Genomic DNA, 23,049 nt, shown 5'->3' on the forward strand with positions numbered 1-23,049 from the left:
GCTTATTCCTTAGGCTGAGGCCGCTCGGCGCGGCGAAAACGATGGGTAAAACCGGCATCATAAAGTTTGGATTTTTTTAACGATGGCCAGTGCCGCGCGCCCAAGGCGGGGCTGATGACGATCATGGCCTGACTGTTGATTTTGGCGGCCCGGCAGCGTTCGCGAATATCAGCCAGGGTGCCGCGAATAATCTGTTGTTCACCCGGCCAGCTGGCCTTATGAACCACCAATACCGGGGAATCATCAGCCCAGTTGGCGGCTTTTAATTCGCGCTCGATCAAGGGCAACAAGGTGATCGATAAAAACAGGCACAGCGTGGTGTGATGGCTGGCCAGTTCTTGCAAGGATTCACCGTCCGGCATCGGCGTGCGGCCTTCAACACGGGTTAAAATCACGGTTTGCGTGACTTCGGGCAAGGTCAGGCTTTCCACCGCGCAAGCCATCGCGGCGAATGCCGACGAGACGCCCGGCACTACTTCGACGGCAATATTGGCCGCATCCAGCGGTTGCACCATTTCGATTAATGCGCCATACAAGCCAGGGTCGCCGGTTTGCAGGCGAATGACGGTTTTGCCAGGACCGGCTTGTTCGGTTAGCCAGTTGGTAATCTGCTCCAAAGTCATGTCTTTGGAATCTTTGATCACGCAAGCGCTTGGGGCCCATTGCGTCGCTGCGGCCTGTACCAGCGAGCCTGCGAACAAAATGGCATCCGCTTTGGCGATTAAGTCGCGGCCTTTGACGGTGATTAGATCGGGGTCACCCGGACCTGCGCCGACAAACCACACTTTAGGTTGAATGCTCATAGAAAAAATCCAGCCGCGACCTGGGGGTTGAACGGAAAGTAGGTGTGCAGATAAGACGCTTGCAACGAACCCAGCTGATAAAAGTTTTCGTTACGGCGACGATTGCGTTGGGGCTTCGATTCGGTGAACGGCTGCAGTGTGGTTTCCAGTTGCGAGTGATGAAAGCTATGCCCGCGAATTTCACCTTGTTCCAACTGCACGCTGTGCATGCCAAGATTGACCAGCCGTTTTTGCATCTGCGCGCTAGCGGGTAGTAATCCTGCCATCGCTGCCGCATTGCCGTCTTTATCGGCCAAACGTTCCAGCAAATATAAAAAACCGCCGCATTCGGCGTAAATCGGTTTACCGGCTTGATGATGTTGCTGCAAGGCTTGTTTCATGGCGACATTGTCGGCCAATGTTTGGAGATGTAGTTCCGGGTAACCGCCGGGCAGGTAGATACTGTCTGCCTTGGGTAATGCCTGGTCTGCGAGCGGCGAGAAAAACGTCAGTTCAGCGCCCATGGCTTGCAAACAATCCAGATTTGCTTGATAGATAAACGAAAATGCGGCATCGCGAGCTACCGCGATACGCTTACCAGTCAGCAATTTCGGCGGCGGATCGGTAGTAATCGGCGCGAAGGCGACCGGCTGCGGCAATCGGCACGGCGCAAGGCTGCTGAGCAATTCGGCGGCTCGCGCCAGGCGAAGATCGAGATCGCCGATTTCGTCGGCCTGCAACAAACCCAGATGCCGCGAAGGTAAGCCGACCGCGTCGTCTTTCGCCATCGCCGCCAGTAGCGGCATGCTGTCCGGCAAGGCTTCTTCCAGCAATTTAGCATGACCCGGACTGCCTACTTTGTTGGCGATGACGCCGGCAAACGGCAAGTTGGCTCTGTAATGGGCTAAGCCATAAGCCACAGCGGCAAAAGTTTGTGCCATGCCGCCCGCATCGATGACAACGGCCACAGGCACGTCTAGTGTTTGTGCCAAATCGGCGCTGCTGCTATCGCCGTCGAACAAGCCCATGACACCTTCAATCAAGACGATGTCAGCGTCGGCGGCGGCGTTATAAAGCATCTCACGGCAATGCGCTTCGCCCATCATCCATAAATCCAGCTGATAAACCGGTTGTTCGCAAGCAAAGCTCAATATTTTCGGATCGATAAAATCCGGGCCGGTTTTGAACACGCGTACCTTGCGGTTTTGCTGGCGATGGTAATAGGCCAAAGCCGCAGTAATGGTGGTTTTGCCTTGCCCGGAGGCAGGGGCGCTGATCAATATCGCCGGGCAATGGCGTGTTGCAGTAGCATTCATCACTAAAACGTTACTTTACGCAACAATCGGCCCGATATGGCGCCTAAGGTCAGCCAGAAAATAGCGTTGTTGATGGATGTTAACACCACAAAATGTTGTTGTAAGGCTTCGGGCGCTAAAGCCTGGGCAACCTCCGGATGCGGTGCGCCGATCAGATGCGGTAAGGCCAGTAAGCCAGCGCCGCCGATTTGCAGCCAGCGCTGTTTGGTCAAAAAAAGACCAAACAAGCCAATCGCGGTAGCGGCGGCCGTAAAAAGCCACCACGCTTGGCGACTGTGCAATTCGGCGCTGTCGGTGCCGGGCAACTCCGGCGGCAAGCCCAATGATGGCGCGACAAAAAATACCCAATAACCGGCCAAACCCCAGCCGAGTCCGCACAGGTAACCGCGTTGATCCCGCCAGTACAGGGCGGCACTGATCAACAAGGCAAAGCCGAAGCCGGTCAGGCCATTGAACAGCAAAGTAAAGCCATTGCGTTGCCAGCCGTCCGTCGGTTGCCAGTCATGCACATGCTCAGCCGATGGTGTTTCGAATTGTTCGGCGGCCAAAATCAAGGGCAAGGTTTGATAGTGTTGTAGCACGCTGAGTAACAAGCCGCCCAATAGTCCCGCCAGTAGCGAGATGGCGATCAGCCTACGAAAATCCGCCATGTTAATGGCAGGGAAACGCAGCGCTATGGCGTCCGTCGTGGGCGGCGTTATGCAGGTAGTTGTTGGCGTCCTGCAAGAAACCCAAACCTAAAACGACGGTCAGGCCCAAAACAATAGCACTCAGGCCGGGCAGGATTTTTGAGGAAGAAAGGGTGGTAGATACCGCGAGTGTTTTCATGGTTGTCTGTTCCGAATAAGGTGGACGGAATAACAGAGGGAAAGACAAACCAAAAAAAACCGATTTGACAGATCGCCCTCCGCAATACTGTGGTGTATCCGTTTTAGGCCTGTCTCCGGGCTCGTGACGAATCACCTACCGTTGCGGGGGCAGCGTCGGCATTTAACCGACTTCCAGTTTCACCCGTGAATGACGGGAACCTTAAAACCAGCGGCGATTGTATGCCGCAGCTAGTCGTAGGGCAAATGAAATGTATTGAAATAAGAATAAACTGTGCGGCAGCAGTTCCTCTCGACAAGTTATCGATCAACCAGTAATCGCCCGCAACGAGTGATTCTATCAAAACTAAACACATGCTCTCTCGGGCTTTCATAACAACGCCCCACCAATCTTCGTCTGTAATCCGGCTCGCCTTTTTCGAGATAAATAGTGGCGCCACAAATGGGACATGCCGCCGAATACCGAACTAACCGAATTACTCTTAAATCCCCGTCTCGTAGCAGTTCGAACTGGGCAGACTGTTCATGAAAATTTGTAAACAGTTCATGAGCTACGACGATTCGATCATCCAACAATAATATCCAAGGCTTGATGATCGTGACCCAGGAACCATAGGGAATCGCGAAAATACTGACCAGTAATGTCAAATCTTGCGTTGTCACGGATCTGGGTACGGATAACGATAGCCATCCAGCATAAGCAATTAACACCGAGAACCCAGCTATGATTGCTAGCCAACCCGCTATAACCCAGACATGCCATTGTCTTAATTCGATTTGTCCACGCCGAAATAACCGACTCGCGATCCAACTGGGTTTGACTTCACCTAGTTCAGTCATTTGATAGCTGGCTTGCAAATCGGCTGCATTGTTCCTGCCAAGGACGCCGTCAATCGTTTGGTCTTCTTCCGTTATTTCCGGTATCGGTTCTGCCTTGATATAGAACGTCGTGAGTTGTCCCGGACCGCCCTTTGTGCTTTTACGGTCAGGTTTTGGATAACAAGACAACCCACGTTTACGAGCAAACTCTAAGATTTGCGGCTCTCGGGTTTCGCAATATTTCTTCAACGAACCCGGCCAATCGATCCACTTTTTAGGATCGGAAATTCCTATAGATTCACCGACTGCGGCGACGATTTCATCAGCCGTGAACCGGCGCTTCGACTCTTCGAATTCTGACTTCTTCAACGATTCCTGGGCTAACGCGCGCAATATGCGGTGCCCTTTTTCATCGCTTGGCTCGCTATCCAACCAATCGATCAAGCATTGAATTACCTCGCGCATAAACCACCCCAAACCAGGTAACCAGCAGTAGTTGTCTGGTTAGCGAATAGCCGATTCATAACAATTTCCTCCATAACAAATTCAAGATAAGCAATATAAAAATGATTTTGGAATGCAATTATTCAGGTCAAACACCAATTAAGGCTCTACTTCTTGTAGGCAAAGTCCCTGGTAAGCAGAACGAGATTAGAAGAATTTCAGGATCATTCAATTCATTGGACCCTGCAATTAGCCTGGCGTTATCAAATTGGCCGTCCGTTATTTGCCGAAAAAAGCGTCGCCAGCGCAATAGGACAATTATTTTCAACAAAGCCAAATCATATCTATCGGGGGTTCCGGAGGTTTGTGACCCAAATCAGGTCACTTTGCGACCGGGACATTTCCGCGTTGCCTGCCTAGCATATCGACAACAGTCGTTAATCAACTCAGAGGCGTTTATGTCAACACTGGATGAAGATCTTGCCCGGTTAAATTTCGAATATCTCATGCTAGCCAGGGAATGCGCACGCAGTAATCCTGAAGAAACGGCCTGGCGCTTTGGATTAGATCGGAATGGTATAGACCATCTCGCCGGCACGACACAGGAGCAACTTCGTGAACACGCCGAAAGCAGTCGCGCAGTGATTCAGTTATTGCCTGTTTATGTTCCAAGCAACTTGCCCATGGTCGCCTATGTGGATCTTCTCCAACCGTGTATCACTGGAACTGCGGATGAAACCAATGCCCTTTAAAAGCAGGTCAAATATAGGCGCGGACTTGCTATTGGCCGAAAGGCTAATCCAGCTTGGCGCACGTCCTCCGATTGTCAGCCAACTCTGCCATTTAACCCGAAAGCAAAGCATCGAATTATCTAAAGCGGTACAAGGACAACCGCCCAAACAAGGCATGCTGCCTCATGATCATCAATGGGCCATCCGCTCGGCGTTCAACAACATTCATGCCTCGCTATTTTTAAGCATAATTGAAGACATCAGACACCGACTTTCTACTCCGAACCTGAGTGCAACCTTACTGGTTACGGCCTATGAGATCTACAGCAACGTCGCTTCCAAAATTTTAGCCGATCGGCAATTTATCCAACCACGCTCCAGCCAACATTATCCGTTAGACATCAACCGGGCTTGGTATTTAATTAGCCTGCTCTCGGCGGGTGATTTGGTTTTCATTCTTTGCGGGCGTTGCCGCGCCCGTTACCTAGGCATGATTCACCCTGAAGCCGCATTTAGTCAATGCCCTATCTGCGAGGTGTGGACTGATCGCTCAGGTCGGCGACGCTGGGTTTCCGCAAAATCAAAAATGCTCACATTGAACAAACCAAGAGCTCGTTAGAGACGATCCATCAGCTACTAAGGAGAAGTCGCATGCATATCGTTGTTGTCACAGCCACCCATTCCCAAATACCCCAGCCAATCCATGGCAAAAATCTAGCCCGCTTGGCCCGAGAATGCTTTGCCAATCAGCAATCGCTGACGATTGATTTTAAGGACGTCAAAACCATCACGCAGGGGTTCTTTCAGGAATTGTTTTTGCCACTGGTCGCCGAATTCGGATCCGATTATCTGAAATCGAAACTGAAAATAGTCAATATGGCGGGGCACATCGACAACATGATGCAGTCAGCATTCAAAAATCTCGAGGTCTACTTTGACAAACTGACGGCGATCGATCAACTGGGTTGCGATGAAGAAATTTATGCCATGAATCAAACTTGGCTCATCAAAGCCAGAGAAATCACACGGGAGAACCCGGTACTGACCGAATTGGTACTTGGCATTACGGATGAAACCATGCGATTGGCTGTTGGAAGTTTATCTTTAGAAGACATCGATTTTATTGCCCGCTCCAACTGGCTATGTTTTACCCCCCGATTTTCGAGTCAGTTTATTCAAAACATCAACCGAGAATCGCCACCGATGGTGGAAGCCATGCTTGGATTAAGTGGCGCTATTGAATAAGGGAGGCAGTTCATGCTCAAGAAATATCAGCAGCAATCCCTGGCAATTGAACTGCTCAATCGCCACGCCAAGGTCAAAATCGTGCATCAAGCAACGGGAATTCCGATCAAGCTATTGCGGCAGACCTACCGACAATTACATGGCCGTTCGCCCAGCCGAGGATCCATCAAATTTTCCACCCGTGGTCTGACTGGAAGCCGGCGGAAATACAAGGACGTAACGCTATTTGCCGTGTGCTATCGGGCTGCTTCAAACAAATCGCCCGACAGTCAAATCCAAACACTGATAAGCGCTTTTGACGCCTACAAGCGTTCCTATCCTTCCGGGCAACTCGACTTTTCGGCTGCTTGGGTGGTGGCCCAGGACATCAAAGATAAAAAAGTTCAGATTTCGACATGCAAGAATTGTCGAGCCTGGGTTTTATTGAATGCGAGGGAAGATCTATCTGAGCGTTGCGGTGTGTGTAACAACTCTTTGTAATTAGGTTGATCCTGTGAATACTGAAAGCGAACAAAAGACGACAGAAATTACCAAAGAAAAAGAGTTCTTAAAAATCAGTGACATGTTGGAGAAATTAGGTGTGACTCGCACTCAATTTTGGCGAATGAGGAAGGCTGGCGAAGTACCTCCACCGGTAATTAAGAATCCGCAAATGTGGCTAGCAAGCAAAGTAAACGCTTTCTATGAAAGTAGGGCAAACAAAGAGAGTGACAGTTCACTTTAGACAGCCAGTGCAGTGCTTTCAGATATACAAATCTTTTGATTTCAGGCGGCAACTATGACTGTGGCGAAAACACTTGCTTATGTGAATTACGTTTTTCAGATAGCACACCGAAAATTTTTCGGTTTTGAGAGAAAAACAAAGTGACCATAAAAGTGACCACGCATAAAAAAAGGGCTCAGGTATTTCTACCTAAGCCCTTGATTTATTTGGCTCCCCCGGACGGGCTCGAACCGCCGACCTAGTGATTAACAGTCACCCGCTCTACCGACTGAGCTACAGGGGATTAATTTCGGTAATTTACTCAAATGGCGCGCCCGGAGAGATTCGAACTCCCGACCGCACGGTTCGTAGCCGTGTACTCTATCCAGCTGAGCTACGGGCGCTTATCTGAGCCGCTTATTTTCTTATTTTTGTTATTCTTTGTCAAACTTTAATTTAGTGGCGGAGAGAGAGGGATTCGAACCCTCGATGCGCTTTTGGCACATACTCCCTTAGCAGGGGAGCGCCTTCGGCCTCTCGGCCATCTCTCCTATAACTTAATCAGCCTTCCGTACTCCCTGCTTCAGACTGCTCTTTCTTAATTCTCTCGTAGATTTCTTCCCTATGAACAGATATATCTTTTGGTGCGTTTACGCCAATTCTAACTTGATTTCCTTTTACCCCGAGAACTGTAACAGTCACATCGTCACCAATCATCAAGGTCTCTCCTACTCTACGAGTCAAGATAAGCATACTATCTCCCTACACTATTAATGCGCTTTGTTACTGCAACATACTCGAACCGACGATTATATCCGTTTTTGAGAAAAAATAAAGATATATTTGCTAGCCATAAAGAAAAGCATACGAACAGCTAGGACGTCAGAATAAACAAATCCGTGCGTTTTTCTGAACTATCCCTTAGACAACCACTCATGGCGCATTGCATCCAGACTCTGCATCAACTCATCTAATGCTTTAACCGATTCCTTGTGCAAAGGATGAGCATGGTTGTGAACCGGGTGCTTGGTGTCGTTCATTAGTTCATCAATGAAACGCTCTGCCTCCATAATATCTTGTGGAAGCGAATCTGATTTTTCGGCCATCTGAAATAACAAACAGGTTTATGGTAATTGGCGCATAAAAAAGCCCACGATTAAGTGGGCTTCGTCCGGTGTTATTTTTATGTTTTTTGGACGCCTGATATCTGTGATAGCAGGTTAATAGCTTGCGCTTTTATTATTGTTGTACCGTTACACGGTCGCATTCCCTCCCCCAATAGATACGAAGCTTTTCGGCTCGTATTGACCTAAGTCAAGGTGGGCGCATTCTAGTGCACTTAAATCGCTTTGTCCAGAAAAAGTGCGACGATTTGTCGCAACCTTAAAACACCGACATGTCAAGACTTTCGGCAATGGGCCAAACAGATGCGTTTTTACCGTTATCATTCTCCGCACCGTCACCTTCTGACTGGTCGGCCAGTCGCGTTTCGATGAGTTCTGGTTCCGCAAAAAAAGCAACATAGCTTGCATCCGGCTTCCCAACACTAAATCCGCGCGAGATACCAATAATTCCTAAAGCCGGGTTATGATTTGTCGTCGAATCCCGGTATTAAGCACAGTACATATTCGACTACAGAAAGCCAGCGGGTTCCAATACCGGACTGAAAGTCCGGATACTCGTCGCTTTAGCTTAAATACCCAGGATTCGTCATTCCAGAAAATGGCAGCCGCTAGACCGAGCAGCGAACTCGTTACAGTCGCTTGCTTTATAAATCAACCTTTCAGCCGGGTGCCGGAAAGGTTGATAGCCAAACCTAAATGTAAATCGGAATAGCTGGAAAATAGTGATCACTGCCTGTCGATGCTCTTATTCCCGGCTGGCATGATGGAGTTTATGGTTTAAAGGATGCGGCTAATCTGGATTTTTTATATTAAACCTGCTGTCTCGCAGCTAATCAAAACAACGGAACAACCATGAACGATTTACCTAACTGCCCAAAATGCGGCTCTGAATACACTTATAACGACGGCACCATGAATATTTGCCCGGACTGCGCCCACGAATGGTCAGCCGATGCCGCCGGTGACAGCGACGAGGAGACGAAAGTAGTCAAGGACGCCAACGGCAACCTGCTGCAAGACGGCGACACCGTCACCGTGATCAAAGACCTAAAAGTGAAAGGCTCTTCACTCGTTGTCAAAGTCGGCACCCGCGTTAAAAACATCCGCCTGGTGGATGGCGACCACGATATCGACTGCAAAATCGACGGCATCGGCGCGATGAAGTTGAAATCGGAATTTGTGAAAAAAGTCTGATCCCACCGACTAACCGCAAACCACATGTTGCTCTAATAACCCGGCCCTAAAATACCGTTCGCCTCAACACCTTGAAGGTACTGAGTTTATCGAAGAGCGCGCCCGCCAGGGCTTCGACGAGCTCAGCCCGAGCGGAATACCCCTGGTAAAAAGGGCCGGCTTGCTAAGCTGATTGCCCCCCGCCACCCGTGACTCACAGACACCCGCCAAAGCGGCCTGAACCCACTTCGGCATTTTGATACTCGGAGCCAAACCCCTCCACGATTAGGGTCTGCAAAACTGCTTAGCCGGCTCATTCCGCATTCCCGCCAAACAGCGGAATTGAATACTTTGGCATAATGGGTGCTATCATATAGCCCGTGCAACGCTGCACCTTCTGCTCCCTTCAACAACGACGTTGAAAATAGGCTGATCAACTTCAGCCAAGCTGTTTATTCGTCTGTTGTGCCTTGCCTTCGCTCGTTTCAGGACACCCACACTTCATGAGTAAATAAGCCCTTTTCAAGGGGAGCAATAGCTTGTACATACAAGCTACTTGATACGAATTTCCGACGCTCGATCCGGCCAGCGGAATTCATTTTATCCTCCACTTTTCAAAGGTAAGTTATGTCCTCGAGCAAACTCAATCTTTTTAGCTTTACCGGCAAAATGCAGATTTTGCACATGAGCTGGCTGGCGTTTTTCATCAGCTTTGTGGTCTGGTTCAACCATGCACCGCTGATGTTGGCGATTGCCGAGAGCCTTAAACTCAGCCAAGCCGAAATTAAAACCATCCTGATATTAAACGTGGCATTGACCATCCCTTCGCGGATTGCCATCGGTATTTTGGTGGATAAATTTGGCCCCAAACGCACCTACTCTACGTTATTGGCGATCAGCAGCATTCCCTGCTTCATGTTTGCCGCTGCCGACGACTTTCAGCAACTGGCGCTGGCGAGATTTTTAATGGGTTTCGTCGGCGCCGGCTTTGTCATCGGAATCCGAATGGTCGGCGAATGGTTCCCGGCCAGACAACTGGGTGTTGCCGAAGGCATCTACGGCGGCTGGGGCAATTTCGGTTCAGCCGCGGCCGCCATCGCCCTACCGTCATTGGCCTTGGCATTCGGCGGCGAAAACGGTTGGCGTTATGCGATTGCCTGCACCGGCATCGTGGCTTTGCTCTATTCAGTGATTTATTTTTTCAGCGTCAGCGATACCCCTAAAGGTTCGACGTATTTCAAACCCAAAAAAGCCGGCGCCATGGAAGTCACCAGCATCTGGGATCTGTTCTTCTACATCCTGATGACCATTCCCTTGTATGCAGCGTTAAGCTTGCTGACCTGGAAACTGTCTCCAACCGGCATGAAGTTGTTATCCGGTGACACCACCATCGGCATTTACATAGCGATTTGGCTATTGTTTCTCTACAACTTGTACAAAATCGTGCACGTTAATCAGGAACATCTCACCCAACCCATTGAACCGATACACCAATACAAGTTTAAGCAAGTCGCCATTCTGGATCTGGCATACCTGGTGACCTTCGGCTCCGAACTCGCCGTCGTGTCGATGCTGCCGCTGTTTTTCCACGAAACCTTCAAACAGACCGGCATTACCCCGGTGCAAGCCGGCCTATTGGCATCCAGCTTCGCGTTCATGAATCTGGTCGCCCGGCCTGGCGGCGGCTGGCTGAGCGATAAATACGGGCGAAAATTGTCGTTGAGCGTGTGCGTGATCGGTTGCGCAGTGGGCTATGCCGCCATGTCGCAAATCAATTCGGCATGGCCGATTGCCCTGGCGTTTGCCGTGACCTTCTTATGTTCATTTTTCGTCCAAGCCGGATGCGGCGCGGTCTACGCGATGGTGCCCTTGATCAAGCGCCGCATGACCGGGCAAATTGCCGGCATGGTCGGCGCTTACGGCAATGTGGGCGGTGTTACCTTTCTAACAGTCTTGTCGTTCGTCACACCGGAAGCCTTTTTTCTGACCATCGCCGGTACGGCTGTCGTGGTTGCACTGGCGGTGCAATTTATCGAGGAACCCGCCGGCCACATGGCAGAAGTCATGGAAGACGGCACCGTGGCCATGATCGAAGTGGTTTAACCGGCAAAGCATTCCGGCGTCATCCGCCGAAGTATCGTTTTAGTAATTTTTAATATTGAGTTATTTAGAGGAATACCCATGATCGAAGCATTATTAGCCGTCCTAGCCTTGACTTTAATCGTTTGCTGGCGTTGCGCTTGCCAGGCATCCGGCGGAGAACACCACTTCGTCCAGTCCAAAAACCATCCTTTTTTGCCGGAAGATGCCGTTTTGAGGCGGCATGTCATTTCCCTGGTCCACCACGAAATCGAAGCCACCCTACCCCCACGCCCCAGCGACTCGGTGTTACTGCGCCATCACCAAGCCTTGCTGATGACTAAACTGGACCAGCGCCTGGCGGAATTGCGCCATTACCGCACCTGCTAAGCCGCGCAACATCCATTATCCGCAGACTATGGGCAAAACCTTATCAGTCAAGCTCGGTTCGCACAGCGACAAAGGTGTGAAACCCGAAAACGAAGATTGCTGGGGGGCAGTCGTCCCCGAGGAACCGCAACTCACCCTAAAAGGCATCGTGGCGGGCATTGCGGACGGCATGAGCGGCAGTGAAGCCGGCAAGGAAGCCAGCCATTGCTGCATTACCGCGTTTTTGGAAGATTATTACAGCACGCCGGATTCCTGGTCGGTGGCCAAGGCCGGACAAAAAATCCTCTCTGCCACCAACTCCTGGCTGCACAGCCAGGGACAAATCCGCTATGCCTCGGTTAAAGGTATGGTGAGCACACTCAGTGTGCTGGTGCTTAAATCCAACACCGCCCATATTCTGCACGTCGGTGATTCGCGGATTTATTTATGGCGACAACATGGGCTGGAGCAACTGACGCGCGACCACAGGCTTTGGGTGTCCAACGACAAAAGCTATCTGAATCGGGCGATGGGTATCGAGCCGCATTTGGAGGTCGATTACAAATCGCTGACCGTCGAAAAAAACGACTTGTTCATAATGACTTCGGACGGGCTCCACGATTTTATTAGCGAGCACCACCTAAAAGCCCTGCTCGCGCAGGATTCCGATCTGCAAACCCTTGCCGAAGCCTTGGTAACAACCGCCTTGGCTAACGGCAGCGACGACAATGTGACCTGCCAACTGGTTTGCATCGACGACTTGCCGCAACTGCGCGAAGACGAGATATTGCGCCACCATGGGCACTTGCCCTTCCCGCCGCCGCTGTTACCCGGCATGCTGCTGGATGGCTACCGGATCGAAGCGGAATTACATGCCAGCAAGCGCACGCAAATTTACCAAGCCTTCGATACGCTGCATAACCGGCGGGTGATTTTGAAAACACCATCGGTGCTGTATAACGACGACACCCATTATATCGAGCATTTTTTGCACGAAGAATGGGCCGGCAAACGCCTTAACCATCCCAACGTCTTGACGGTACTCGAATCCGACCGCGCCAAAAGCTGTCTTTACTATGTGACCGAATTTATCGAGGGGCAAACCTTAAGAGAATGGATCAGTCAGAACCCCAAGCCTGAGATCAAGCGAGTTCGCGCCCTGATCGAACAAATCGCCAAAGGGCTACGCGCTTTTCATCGCATGGAAATGCTGCATCAGGATTTGAAGCCGGAAAACATCATGCTCACCAACCAAGGCAGCGTTAAGATCATCGATTTCGGTTCAGTGAAAATCGCCGGCATTGCCGAGATCACCCCGCTTGACCGGCATCAGACCGAGAATATTCTCGGCACACTGAACTACACCGCGCCGGAATATCACCTGGGGCAAACCGGCACGGTGAAGTCGGATTTGTTCTCCTTAGGCGTCATCTGTTACGAAATGCTCAACGGCAGCCTGCCATTCGCCAACATGCCGGAAAAACCCAATCGCCACAATCTCGAGCGCCTGGTTTACATTCCCAGCATCCGCCGCAACGAAATGGTACCGATCTGGATAGACGGCGCCTTGAAAAAGGCCACGGCCGTTTCGCCACGATCCCGCTACGACGAATTGTCCGAATTCCTGCACGACCTATCCACCCCCAACCCGCAATTCCTCAAAGCGGAAGACAAGATTCCGCTTATAGAACGCAATCCTTTGTTGTTCTGGAAAAGCGCGACAGCGCTGTTCTTTCTGATCAGCGTGGTTTTACTGTTCTTGCTGAGCCGGAAATAGCGGCCTGCATAAAAAGGCAATTGGTGTGCATGTCGTGGTCTGTTCCTGCTGGCATTCGAAATGTAGATACTGTTAGCTTGCGTAATCGCACATTTCAAAGCCATCGTCCTCCATGCGCATCGCCAAACGGCACGGGCTTGACATAAAACACCTACCTGATAAAGTCAGTGGCATATCAATACGAAGGCAAAATTGCCTGATAATCAATAGTTAGCGTTCATCCATAAGACATTCATGGCATTCGTTTCAGAATCACTGGCATCGACTGTCAGCAGCTTTGTATCAGAGCACGAGCACGCTCGAGCCTTGATCACCAAGAAAGGAGAGCGAAATACGAGATGGGTCGATGCTCAGTCAAATTCGGTGTTGTATCTGCTATCGAAAGAGGACTTCGCACACTGTATCGCTTCCTTTGAATGGCTCTTTTTTGTCGACTCGGTGGCGCTGAGCTTACGGACATCAGGTCACGGTGGCCCTAGTGCGGCATCTTGGCAACTTCAGCGTGTTTCATCTGGTCAGGCGATCCCAGAGCACCAAAGAATAAGGCTGCTTCATCTGATAGAGGATGCATCAAGGGCCTACATGGAGTGGTATGACAGACAGTTCTGGGAAGCTGAAGTTTGGCTTGATAGCAACCTGTCAATTGACAGCAAAAGCACCAAGTGGCTGGATATGAACGGAATAGGTGACGATAATCGCTAACCCGGCTCTCAAATTCGCTCCCTCTGGTCGCCCGCGCCGGTTAGCTCTAGGTTAGCGCGCAGTGGGTCTTTCCAAGTCAGTCAGTAGCCTCAATGAAATCGAGGGTTCGAAGGGCACCACCCTTAAAATTTGCCGATGTTAGTCTGATGATGGGCCGACACCCTCGATTCCGCTAACGCTGCATCGAGGCTACACAAAACCTACCCCGGACTTGCAATCTCAGAGGCTATCCATTCCACTGCGATCAATAAAGCCGAAGCCCGGTAGGGTACGCACCGCGTACCTTTTGGCTTGCGCTGCCAAAAAAGCCATTAAATGGTACGCGGTGCGTACCCTACATCTGATATGCAATTAGCATTTGATCGAGCGTTATAGGCTCCGAACCGGGCTGAAAGGAAGGAAGCCCAACAGCCCAGTTCTGACCACTCTCGTCGGTCCACCTTCGTAAATGTTGAGCGCCAACAAACCTCAAACCGCCCCTCTTAGCTCTACCGGCCGCCCCATGCAAAGCCTTAAATACACTCTGGCGATGGCGATACCGTTGATCACAAAGGACACGGTAATCGGCGCGGCAAACCAGGGATGTTGGCTGCTGGCATGCGACAAGAGCAAGTCCTCGCCCAAGAATGCCGGCGTGATGGGAAATCCAACCAGACCTAAGAAACTCAAAAATAGCATCAGCGACCAACCGGGCCGGGTTTCGGCGAAGGCGCGAAATACAAAAGGTTCGTCGGCGAAATGGTAATGTCTCAACAAGACGCTGAGCGCCACAATGCCCAAAGCCCAGGAGGGAATGATGCCGCTGAAAAACAACGCGACATCGTACCAAGCAGCAGGCACCATCAACCACACCGCCACGCCGGCCAAAATACTGCTCAAGGCCACGCTGTGCCAAACCTGAAACGGGCTGCGTTTGTTACTGAATGCGCTTAAAGACACGACCGCCATCGCCAGGGAGATCGGCATGGATAGATAGATTCTGGCAACGCTACTGATACCGGACGCGGCAATGGCGATGATCGCCAACATGGCAAGGCCTGCTAAAATTTTGATCCACAAACTTACCGCGTTTAACTGCCGACCCAGGTTTTTCAAGGGCTCCCACAAGATTTTCTTCACCAACAATTCCAACTGCCCTTCCTGCAAGGCAAAGACATACAAGGTATTTTGCAATACGTCAGGCAAGGAATCGCGAATCGACGCCGGCAAAAACATCAGTTGTTCATTGTTTTTAATATAAAAATCGCTATCGACATTGCCTTCCACCCGCAGTAAATGCGCCACAATGGATGGCGATACCAACAACTGATAACAACGCAAAAAGGCATTACCCATAAAGTGCAGCAACACCAAGTCTTCCAGACCTAATGCCAACTCGACAAACATAATCCCTACTTGCGCGATGGAGGCGTAAGCCACTTGGCCTTTGATATTGGACTGGGTTTTCTCCGCCAAGGTAGCGACAAACACCGTCAGAACACCGATGCTGAGCACAATCAAACGCGGCAGGTAGTGATAACTCCAGATCGGCATGGTCCGCAATAACAAAAACACACCCAGATGAATCGATAGCGCCCCGTAGAATATGGCGCTGGACGGCGTCGGTCCTTCCATGGCCCGAGGCAACCAGAAACTAAACGGAAACTGCGCTGACTTACCGGAAGCAGCCAAAATAATCAGCCAGGATAAAATCGACAAGGAGGCATACCCGGCGGGCGGAATATTGTTGGGATCGAACATGGTCAACAACTGGCTAAAATGCTGGCTTTCATGAAACAGCAAATGGCTCATCCAGGTACCGACCAGCAAGCCGACATCGCAAAACCGATAAATCGTGTAAGCGCGCAGAGCATTGCGCACGGGCTGCGGCCGATGCCGGTAGAAGGCAATCAGCAAGAATGAGGAGATGCCGACGATCTCCCAACCCGCAAACAGCATATCGATACTGCCGGACAGCACGATCAGGTTCAAGCCAAAGGCAAACCCGAAAATAGCCTGAAAGAAGCGTTTGTAGCCCGCTTCGCGGTGCAGATAAACCCGGCAATATTTGACAATGGCCGAGAACACCGCCCACACCACAAACAAATACACGGCGCCGACTCGATCCAGAAAAAACAGCAAAGGGAATTGGTAATCGTCGTGTTGATACAACACCAGCCATTGATATTCAAAGTTGGCAAAGCCATGGGCGGCCCATGCAGCCAGTAAACCTAGCACAGTCACCCCTTTGATTCGGGTCATCCACAGACTGATCGCGGCAATTCGATGTTCGTTGTCCGGGCTGAAAAAAATCAGCAAAAATCCAAGCAATGGCAATAACACACACGCCAATAATAAAGCATTCACGCCTGTCTCCTTTCTAATGCGTGGACCGGAATGGTCCGGGTTTGTCCGACAATAATTTTTTCCGAGTGACTGGCAACCGGCAACGGCCTGCCGGCGGCGGGTTCGGCCACTTTCCAGCCATCGCTGCTGTACAAATACAGGGCGCGGCTCACCGGATCGCAAGCCACCAGGCGAATCCACTCGTTATCCAACCATTCCCGCCAGCCGCCCAACATCGCAATAGCCTGATCGGCAATCGCGGTGGTTTGCTCCACCACCATCAGCAAGCGCGCCGGCTCATGAACTTCAATCATTTGCGACGGCAAGCCGGTGCGTAAATCGCCTTCCACTCCGTTGGCCACGCCTAACAGACCGATCACGTTGTGCGGCAGCTTGGTGCCAGCGCCGTAGACCGAATTGTCGATGCGCGAAAACAGGTACTCCAGATTGATACCGCCGCATACCGGAATGACCGCCGACAGCACCTTGACCAAGATCGAACCGTCGCTATCGCTGTTGGGGTCGTAGGATTGCAGAAACGCCCTTCTATCCAAGAATAGATGCCGGGTCAAGTCGCGCCGCCCCACCACACAATACAGATTATTGGAATGATTCAATTCCGGACGCGGCTCGAAAATCGACGAGGCCCGCGCCACCACATGACTATGCGCTTCCGCGTTGTTATGCGATTTCGGCCCCAATTCAAACCAGCGGCAGCGTTCGCGCGCGTTGCGCTGCAAGGCATGCTGCATACTGTGTTGGAAACTGTGAAACTCGTGACGCGCGGCTTTATCCAGTTCCTGTTGATCGAAATAACTGATCTCGTCACGGCTAGTGTTGTGTAAGGCCGGCACAAAATGGGTGCTGGCGGGAATATCGATGCCGCGCTCCCGCAAAATCTCTCGTACCTGCGGGTGATTGGCCATCCAGGCAAAGGCCCGCGCATTGGGCGCACCCGGCTTACCGGAGCAAGCACCGCAATCGTAAGCGGCGAAATGCGGATTGTTGACGCTGCTGGAGCCGTGGGCCACCACCACGATTAAGGGCGCGAACTGCTTAGTCAGGCCGATATTGCGCAACAAACCGCTCACCCTATCCGCCATTTCCATCAACGAAAACCCCAGCAGGTAGCCGTCCTCATTCGGTTCGTCGCTCTCCCGCAATAGATGTAAATGACCATGCGCCTCCACTTCGCTCAAGCTTTGGATGCCCGGCAACTGGCCACCGGGGCGCAACACACTCCAGCCCAGTCTTAAGGCGTAGGCCAAGCCCAAAGTTTGCGTATACAGCCAACCACGGAACATGGAATGCGCGCCAAAATGCAGGATCGACAGCGACTCGCCCTTCTCGGGTTTGTCGGACTGCGGCGTATCGGTCGATTCCAAAATGAGATGTTTGGGTTTGATCACCACCGGACACTGCGCCACCGGATACACATCATCCAAGCCTTGGTAGAGAAAATCGATACCAAAAAATCCCGGTGCGCCGAAGGTTTCAATACCCGGATCCATTTCTTCCAGATAGCGGCGCAGCGAACATTCCCTATCGTCTATGCAAAATAGCGCCTGCACTTTGGGCACTTGCTCCGCCGACGGGTTAATCGGCGCTTGCTCGCGCAAGGCTATGAGTAATTCAGAATGCAGCGACCACTCCATTGCCTCGTGCCACACCCGCATTTTCAGCGGTACCTGGGGTTGGGTGGCATCGCGCTCCAGTAAAGGAATAGCGTGTAAATTCGGTAGCTGGGCGATCTGTAAAAACCGACCTCCGTGCTTTTTATCGATAAACGCCAACTCGCAAGCCAGTTCCACCGCTAACAATTCTTTCAGCGAAATAGCCCGTGGCGCCAGCAACACATTCGGCTGGGTTTCGATTATCCGCACCATCCCCGACCAACCGGGATGGGCCAGCAATACTTCCAATAGATATTGGCCGTACAAGGTTTCGTCACCGACGATTTTGCTTAAACAATTCAAAATCACCTGATCGGGCCCGGCGTCCAGCATTTGCCGCACCACCGGCTGATGAAACGGATACAGAGGTAACAGGCTGTTTTGCACCAAACGTAACACGCAATCCCAGAAACGCTCGTCCGGCTTGGGCATGGCCCAACGGCTTATACCCTGATCAAGAAAGTTACTTAACAATCTGAACATCACCGGATGCACCATACCGTTCAAGTCGATTTCCAGGTGATTGAGCCAAGCAGTGCGGATACCGTGGTTAGCCAAGGACTGCGGCGGATAATGACTGTGACCGTCCGGCTCAAACAAAGATGACCGCAACGACTGCTCTTGATAGACGCTGCAATTGGCCTGCGTAATCGCCCATTCCAGTGCTTGATCGCTGATCCGGCCTTCGTCATAGCGTTTCAGATAATCGGCCAAAGGCAAATAGCTTTTCGCGCCATATACCTGAGCCGCCACCGCCACCCCCTCGTGAAACGGATAGTCCTGCACGGCATGCAAGGTGTTGTGGTGAATAAAATCCTTAATAGGCCCCTGGCTGGGCAGCCAATGGGCGATGTGGTCGATAGCCGCATTGAGATCGAACGCAGCTTTGTGAACATTGTGATGGGCAGAAGCAGACATCTGTAACTTAAACCTCGCTAGTCAAACAGAAGTTGAGGCGAACAGCCTCTTATGCTTCACACAGCATAGTGCGTGCCAAATCCCTAAACCCTGGCATATCAACGTTTCCAGCTAATTATTTAAACCCCAAGCTAAGCCCCATCGGTGCAAATAAACCACCCAATTGGTTGAAGCTGACGAATCAACCAGGCCAATCCATCAAATCGACAACCATTTTCCGAGCAACCACGTCCACAACCCTTGATATACCTGCACTGACGCAGTTCATGCAAAACTGGCATGTTTCTCGCTGCACTTTGGTTTTCCTAGGCTACTTGAGAAAGACCATGACCACATCCTCTTCGGCCACCTTGCCTAAATCCGGGCTCCCCGGTTTAATCGAAAACTGGCGTAGCGATCTGCTATCCGGGTTTTTAGTATTTTTGATTGCCCTGCCTTTGTGCCTGGGTATCGCCATGGCGTCGGGCTTTCCGCCCATGTCCGGCATCATCACCGCGATTATCGGCGGCGTGGTGGTTTCCCGAATCAATGGCTCGTATGTCACGATCAACGGCCCGGCAGCAGGTTTGATCGTGGTGATCGTCGATGCCGTTCAAGCGCTGGGCCAAGGTGATGCGATGGCCGGCTACCGCTACACACTCGCCGCTATCGTCATCGCCAGCGTGTTGCAAGTGCTGCTGGGCGTGTTTAAGGCCGGCAAGCTCAGCGCCTTTTTCCCCTCATCCGTGGTACACGGCATGCTGGCCGCCATCGGCATCATCATCATGGCTAAGCAAATTCATACCTTGCTGGGGGTTAAACCGGAAGCGAAAAGCCTATTGGGGACCATCGCCGAAATCCCGCACTCGCTGATGGACATGAATCCGGAAGTGTCGCTGATCGGCTTGCTCGGCTTGTTGCTGTTGATACTCTGGTCGGTAATCAAACATCCCACTTTAAAAATGATCCCCGCCCCGCTGCTGGTGGTATTACTCGGCTTAGCCTTGGGTCAGTATTTTGATTTAGACCATATCCACCAATACCTGTTTTTGCCGGATGCCGCGATTCTGCCGCACCATGAATTCAGCGTTGGCCCGTCATTTTTGGTAGCGGTACCGGAACATTTTCTGGCCGGCTTTTATCTGCCCGACTTTTCCAAAATCGCCACCGGCGAATTCTGGCTGGCGGTATTAACCATCTGGCTGGTCGGTAGCCTGGAAAGTTTGTTAAGCGCCTCGGCCGTGGACAAACTCGACCCGTTTAAGCGCAGCTCCAACCTGAATCGCGATTTAACCGCAGTCGGTATCGGCAACGTGATTGCCGGCATGTGCGGCGGTTTACCGATGATTGCCGAGATTGTCCGTAGCTCCGCCAACATCAACAACGGTGCGAAAACCGGCTGGTCCAACTTCTTTCATGGTTTATTTCTGCTAATCTTCGTGGCGCTGTTTCCCAAACTGATTCACGAAATCCCGTTGTCGGCTCTGGCTGCCCTGTTAGTGTTCACCGGTTTTCGCTTGGCCTCACCCAAAGAATTTGCGAAAACCCTGGCCGTGGGTGTGGATAATTTTGCCGTCTTCGTCATCACGATTCTCGGTGTGTTGGCGACCGACTTGCTGGTTGGCGTGGCAATCGGCATCGGCGTGGAATTGGCGATCCACGTCAGCCGTGGCCTCAAGCTGCGCAACGCCTTTTCGATGGCTTTTCATGTGCGTCAAACCGATGCCGATACCCATCATATTGCGGTATCCGGCGCAGCGGTGTTTTCCAACTTCATCACCTTGAAAAGCTTGCTGGCCGATTTTCCGCAACGGAAAACGGTATTTTTTGATTTGACCGAAGCCAATTTAATCGACCATACGGTCATGGAATTCATCCACCACTTTGCCGAAGATTACAACCAAGCCGGCGGCCGCTGCCAAATCGTCGGCTTGGACGATCACGAAAGTTATTCCGACCATCATCTCGCGGCACGCCGAAAAATAGCACTTTGACCCAGCTTAGGCCCACGCGACAGCAACAACAGTCGCGTGACGCCCCAGCCGTCCTCAGCACCACACCTTAACAACCCCGCCAAAAGCCCGTTCCTCTCCCGATAACACCGGGAGATACAGACGCTTTTGCTTAAATTTTGGAGAATCGTCATGCACACACTATCGCGAACATTATGGTATTCCTGCTGCGTATGCTCGCTACTGGTTACTTCGACCGCTGTAAACGCTACTGAATTGCTTGAAGACTCCGGCGCCTGGTTACAAGCCGTGGCCGAAGGCAGCATGGGCTTTATCGATCCCAGCCTGAAAAACGGCCGGGTTTGGCTGGAAGGCCAATCGCGCTTCGATGGCGAATGGGGTCATTGGTATCAAGGCATGGTGCGCACGGCGGCCGGTTATGCCCTAAGCGACCGAGCCACACTCTGGGCCGGTTACACTTGGCTACCGACTCAAAACATCGGTAAATCTTATGTCTCGCAACAGGATATTTGGCCGGCATTTCGGTATGTATTGCCCACGGAGATCGGCACTTTTACCTTCCGGACCATGTGGGAAACCAACTTTTTAAATGGCAGCCAATTACGCGAACGTCCCCGGCAAATGATCAAATTCATGCATCCGCTTGAGTTCGAACCGCGCTTTAGCCTGATTGCTTGGGATGAAGCCTTTTACCGGGTCAATTCCACCACCTTCGGCGGCAAGTCCGGATTTGATCAAAATCGGGCGTTTGCCGGCTTCGGCTGGAGCTTCAACAAAAACGTTAGAACCGAACTGGGCTATATGAACCAATATCTCGATAACGCCAATCACAGCGCGGCGACGATGCGGCATTTGGGGATGGCGTCGGTGTTTGTTAATTTTTAAGCAGCGGGCTTTAAACACCAGCGCCGCTCCAACAATTATCGAGGTCGCAGATGCCCATCAAAGCTATCCCCAAACAAGTAAAAGCATTTTGGCATCACCCGATCCAGGCACTATTCCAGCAGTTGCAAGCCGATGAACACGGTCTGACCCGGCAGGAATCCGTATCGCGGCTAAAACAGTATGGCGATAACCGTTTACAGAATCACAAACCGCCCAGCACTATCAGCTTATTTTTCGGGCAATTCAAAAGTTCGATTATTCTGATCCTGCTGTTTGCCACCGGCCGATCTGGCCGGGATGAGCGAAACAGCCTTGATCAATCAAGTGGCCCAAGTCAATTTATTCGCCGAAATCGAGCCCAATCAGAAAGAGCGCATCATCGTCGCGCTAAAGAAAGCCGGCTTCGTGGTCGGTTACATGGGCGACGGCATTAACGATGTCTCGGCGCTGCACGCTGCGGATGTAGGTATTTCGGTGGACAGCGCCGCCGACGTCGCCAAGCAGACCGCGCAAATCGTGTTGCTGGAAAAAAATCTGCGGGTGTTGCTGGCGGGGATACGCGAAGGCCGCACGACCTTTGCCAATACCCTTAAGTATGTGTTCATGGCCACCAGCGCCAACTTCGGCAATATGTTCAGCATGGCCGGCGCGTCACTGTTTTTACCGTTCCTGCCGCTACTGCCCAAGCAAATCTTGCTGACCAATCTGCTGACCGATTTTCCGGAAATGACCATCGCTTCCGACAACGTCGATCCGGAAATGCTCGGCAAGCCGCACCGCTGGGATATCTCCTTTATCCGCAAATTTATGATTACCTTCGGCATTATCAGCTCGGTGTTCGATTACCTGACCTTCGGCGTGTTGTTGTGGCTGCAAGTACCGGTCGAGCAATTCCGCACCGGCTGGTTTTGCGAATCGGTGATTTCCGCTGCGCTGATCGTGTTCGTGGTGCGCAGCCAAAACAGCTTATTCAGCAATCGTCCCGGCCGATATTTAATGCTCACCACCGCCACCATCGTCGCGCTGACGTCGGCATTGCCTTATACGCCTTTGGCGCCGTTCATAGGCTTTCAACCGCTGCCGACGGCGATTATCGGTTGGCTGAGTTTGATCGTATTGCTTTACATCCTGACCGCGGAATTGGCGAAACGGATTTTCTATCGCCACGTAAACCTATAGCCACCATAGTGCTTAAAAAATATTCA

At 51.5% G+C, this 23,049-nt stretch carries 22 protein-coding genes, 3 tRNA genes, 1 pseudogene and 1 riboswitch; of the genes and pseudogenes, 14 read left to right on the plus strand and 12 right to left on the minus strand.

The window, feature by feature from the left end; translation table 11 throughout:
* Positions 1–2 precede the first annotated feature (2 nt).
* The 5 genes from cobM to ACH5Y9_RS15355 all read right to left on the minus strand — a co-directional run bounded on the left by cobM (position 3) and on the right by ACH5Y9_RS15355 (position 4,188).
* Entirely contained in the window at positions 3–803 is an 801-nt protein-coding gene (gene cobM / locus ACH5Y9_RS15335; protein ID WP_445366710.1) for a precorrin-4 C(11)-methyltransferase, read from the minus strand.
* Positions 800–2,098, minus strand: a complete 1,299-nt coding sequence (locus ACH5Y9_RS15340) for a cobyrinate a,c-diamide synthase (RefSeq protein WP_445366711.1) — start codon at positions 2,096–2,098, stop codon at positions 800–802. Before ACH5Y9_RS15340 ends, cobM begins: the two co-directional genes overlap by 4 nt.
* Positions 2,099–2,100: 2 nt before the next feature.
* Positions 2,101–2,748 carry a CbtA family protein gene (locus ACH5Y9_RS15345; protein ID WP_445366712.1) on the minus strand — a complete coding sequence of 216 codons (648 nt, stop codon included), beginning with the start codon at positions 2,746–2,748 and terminating at the stop codon, positions 2,101–2,103.
* Position 2,749: 1 nt separating this feature from the next.
* Positions 2,750–2,926 carry a CbtB domain-containing protein gene (locus tag ACH5Y9_RS15350; protein ID WP_081733726.1) on the minus strand — a complete coding sequence of 59 codons (177 nt, stop codon included), beginning with the start codon at positions 2,924–2,926 and terminating at the stop codon, positions 2,750–2,752.
* A gap of 89 nt (positions 2,927–3,015) precedes the next feature.
* Positions 3,016–3,145: riboswitch (cobalamin riboswitch) on the minus strand.
* Positions 3,146–3,225: 80 nt separating this feature from the next.
* The gene (locus ACH5Y9_RS15355) at positions 3,226–4,188 is read right to left on the minus strand and encodes a hypothetical protein (RefSeq protein ID WP_445366713.1); all 963 of its coding nucleotides are present in this window, start codon (positions 4,186–4,188) and stop codon (positions 3,226–3,228) included.
* Positions 4,189–4,310: 122 nt separating this feature from the next.
* Here ACH5Y9_RS15355 and ACH5Y9_RS15360 point away from each other — a divergent pair, with 122 nt between their 5' ends.
* Genes ACH5Y9_RS15360 through ACH5Y9_RS15380 form a run of 5 tightly spaced genes read left to right on the plus strand, consistent with a single transcriptional unit; the run spans position 4,311 to position 6,888 of the window.
* Entirely contained in the window at positions 4,311–4,940 is a 630-nt protein-coding gene (locus ACH5Y9_RS15360) for a flagellar transcriptional regulator FlhD (RefSeq protein WP_020481840.1), read from the plus strand.
* Entirely contained in the window at positions 4,921–5,538 is a 618-nt protein-coding gene (locus ACH5Y9_RS15365; protein WP_445366714.1) for a FlhC family transcriptional regulator, read from the plus strand. The genes ACH5Y9_RS15360 and ACH5Y9_RS15365 overlap by 20 nt, the downstream gene beginning before the upstream one ends.
* A gap of 32 nt (positions 5,539–5,570) precedes the next feature.
* The gene (locus ACH5Y9_RS15370; protein ID WP_445366715.1) at positions 5,571–6,164 is read left to right on the plus strand and encodes an STAS-like domain-containing protein; all 594 of its coding nucleotides are present in this window, start codon (positions 5,571–5,573) and stop codon (positions 6,162–6,164) included.
* Between the two features lie 12 nt (positions 6,165–6,176).
* Positions 6,177–6,644: a FlhC family transcriptional regulator gene (locus ACH5Y9_RS15375; RefSeq protein WP_445366716.1), complete on the plus strand. Its 468-nt coding sequence runs from the start codon at positions 6,177–6,179 to the stop codon at positions 6,642–6,644.
* Positions 6,645–6,657: 13 nt separating this feature from the next.
* Positions 6,658–6,888, plus strand: a complete 231-nt coding sequence (locus ACH5Y9_RS15380; protein WP_445366717.1) for a helix-turn-helix transcriptional regulator — start codon at positions 6,658–6,660, stop codon at positions 6,886–6,888.
* A gap of 207 nt (positions 6,889–7,095) precedes the next feature.
* Here the strand turns inward: ACH5Y9_RS15380 and ACH5Y9_RS15385 are convergent.
* The 5 genes from ACH5Y9_RS15385 to ACH5Y9_RS15405 all read right to left on the minus strand — a co-directional run bounded on the left by ACH5Y9_RS15385 (position 7,096) and on the right by ACH5Y9_RS15405 (position 7,973).
* Positions 7,096–7,171: transfer RNA gene (locus ACH5Y9_RS15385), tRNA-Asn, on the minus strand.
* A 23-nt stretch (positions 7,172–7,194) separates the two neighbouring features.
* A tRNA-Arg gene (locus tag ACH5Y9_RS15390) sits at positions 7,195–7,271 on the minus strand.
* Between the two features lie 56 nt (positions 7,272–7,327).
* Positions 7,328–7,418, minus strand: a tRNA-Ser gene (locus ACH5Y9_RS15395).
* A 10-nt stretch (positions 7,419–7,428) separates the two neighbouring features.
* A complete protein-coding gene (gene csrA, locus ACH5Y9_RS15400) occupies positions 7,429–7,620 on the minus strand; it encodes a carbon storage regulator CsrA (RefSeq protein ID WP_020482891.1) in 192 nt (63 codons plus the stop codon).
* Positions 7,621–7,781: 161 nt separating this feature from the next.
* On the minus strand, positions 7,782–7,973 hold the full coding sequence (locus ACH5Y9_RS15405) for a hypothetical protein (RefSeq protein WP_033157950.1): 192 nt from the start codon (positions 7,971–7,973) through the stop codon (positions 7,782–7,784).
* Positions 7,974–8,843: 870 nt separating this feature from the next.
* On the opposite strand from ACH5Y9_RS15405, the gene ACH5Y9_RS15410 reads away from it, so the two are divergent.
* From ACH5Y9_RS15410 to ACH5Y9_RS15430, 5 genes are all read left to right on the plus strand, one after another.
* Positions 8,844–9,185, plus strand: a complete 342-nt coding sequence (locus tag ACH5Y9_RS15410) for a zinc ribbon domain-containing protein YjdM (RefSeq protein WP_445366718.1) — start codon at positions 8,844–8,846, stop codon at positions 9,183–9,185.
* 606 nt (positions 9,186–9,791) lie between these two features.
* On the plus strand, positions 9,792–11,267 hold the full coding sequence (locus tag ACH5Y9_RS15415) for a NarK family nitrate/nitrite MFS transporter (RefSeq protein ID WP_445366719.1): 1,476 nt from the start codon (positions 9,792–9,794) through the stop codon (positions 11,265–11,267).
* 78 nt (positions 11,268–11,345) lie between these two features.
* Positions 11,346–11,633 (plus strand): hypothetical protein, encoded by a 288-nt coding sequence (locus ACH5Y9_RS15420; RefSeq protein WP_033157953.1) that lies wholly within the window; start codon positions 11,346–11,348, stop codon positions 11,631–11,633.
* A gap of 28 nt (positions 11,634–11,661) precedes the next feature.
* Entirely contained in the window at positions 11,662–13,389 is a 1,728-nt protein-coding gene (locus ACH5Y9_RS15425; protein ID WP_445366720.1) for a protein kinase domain-containing protein, read from the plus strand.
* A 234-nt stretch (positions 13,390–13,623) separates the two neighbouring features.
* Positions 13,624–14,091, plus strand: a complete 468-nt coding sequence (locus tag ACH5Y9_RS15430; RefSeq protein WP_445366721.1) for a hypothetical protein — start codon at positions 13,624–13,626, stop codon at positions 14,089–14,091.
* A 468-nt stretch (positions 14,092–14,559) separates the two neighbouring features.
* On the opposite strand, the gene ACH5Y9_RS15435 is transcribed toward ACH5Y9_RS15430, so the two are convergent.
* Both ACH5Y9_RS15435 and ACH5Y9_RS15440 read right to left on the minus strand, forming a co-directional pair.
* A complete protein-coding gene (locus ACH5Y9_RS15435) occupies positions 14,560–16,437 on the minus strand; it encodes a proton-conducting transporter transmembrane domain-containing protein (RefSeq protein ID WP_445366722.1) in 1,878 nt (625 codons plus the stop codon).
* The gene (locus tag ACH5Y9_RS15440) at positions 16,434–19,007 is read right to left on the minus strand and encodes a YbcC family protein (protein ID WP_445366723.1); all 2,574 of its coding nucleotides are present in this window, start codon (positions 19,005–19,007) and stop codon (positions 16,434–16,436) included. Before ACH5Y9_RS15440 ends, ACH5Y9_RS15435 begins: the two co-directional genes overlap by 4 nt.
* Before the next feature lie 326 nt (positions 19,008–19,333).
* On the opposite strand from ACH5Y9_RS15440, the gene ACH5Y9_RS15445 reads away from it, so the two are divergent.
* The 4 genes and pseudogenes from ACH5Y9_RS15445 to ACH5Y9_RS15460 all read left to right on the plus strand — a co-directional run bounded on the left by ACH5Y9_RS15445 (position 19,334) and on the right by ACH5Y9_RS15460 (position 23,023).
* Positions 19,334–20,980, plus strand: a complete 1,647-nt coding sequence (locus ACH5Y9_RS15445; RefSeq protein WP_445366724.1) for a SulP family inorganic anion transporter — start codon at positions 19,334–19,336, stop codon at positions 20,978–20,980.
* Positions 20,981–21,130: 150 nt separating this feature from the next.
* The gene (locus tag ACH5Y9_RS15450) at positions 21,131–21,844 is read left to right on the plus strand and encodes a DUF2490 domain-containing protein (RefSeq protein ID WP_445366725.1); all 714 of its coding nucleotides are present in this window, start codon (positions 21,131–21,133) and stop codon (positions 21,842–21,844) included.
* A 50-nt stretch (positions 21,845–21,894) separates the two neighbouring features.
* Positions 21,895–22,065 (plus strand): annotated as a pseudogene (locus tag ACH5Y9_RS15455) (cation-transporting P-type ATPase); the annotation flags it as partial.
* 76 nt (positions 22,066–22,141) lie between these two features.
* Entirely contained in the window at positions 22,142–23,023 is an 882-nt protein-coding gene (locus ACH5Y9_RS15460) for an HAD-IC family P-type ATPase (protein WP_445366726.1), read from the plus strand.
* Positions 23,024–23,049 lie beyond the last annotated feature (26 nt).

It is taken from the genome of Methylomonas sp. BW4-1, from assembly GCF_052474385.1.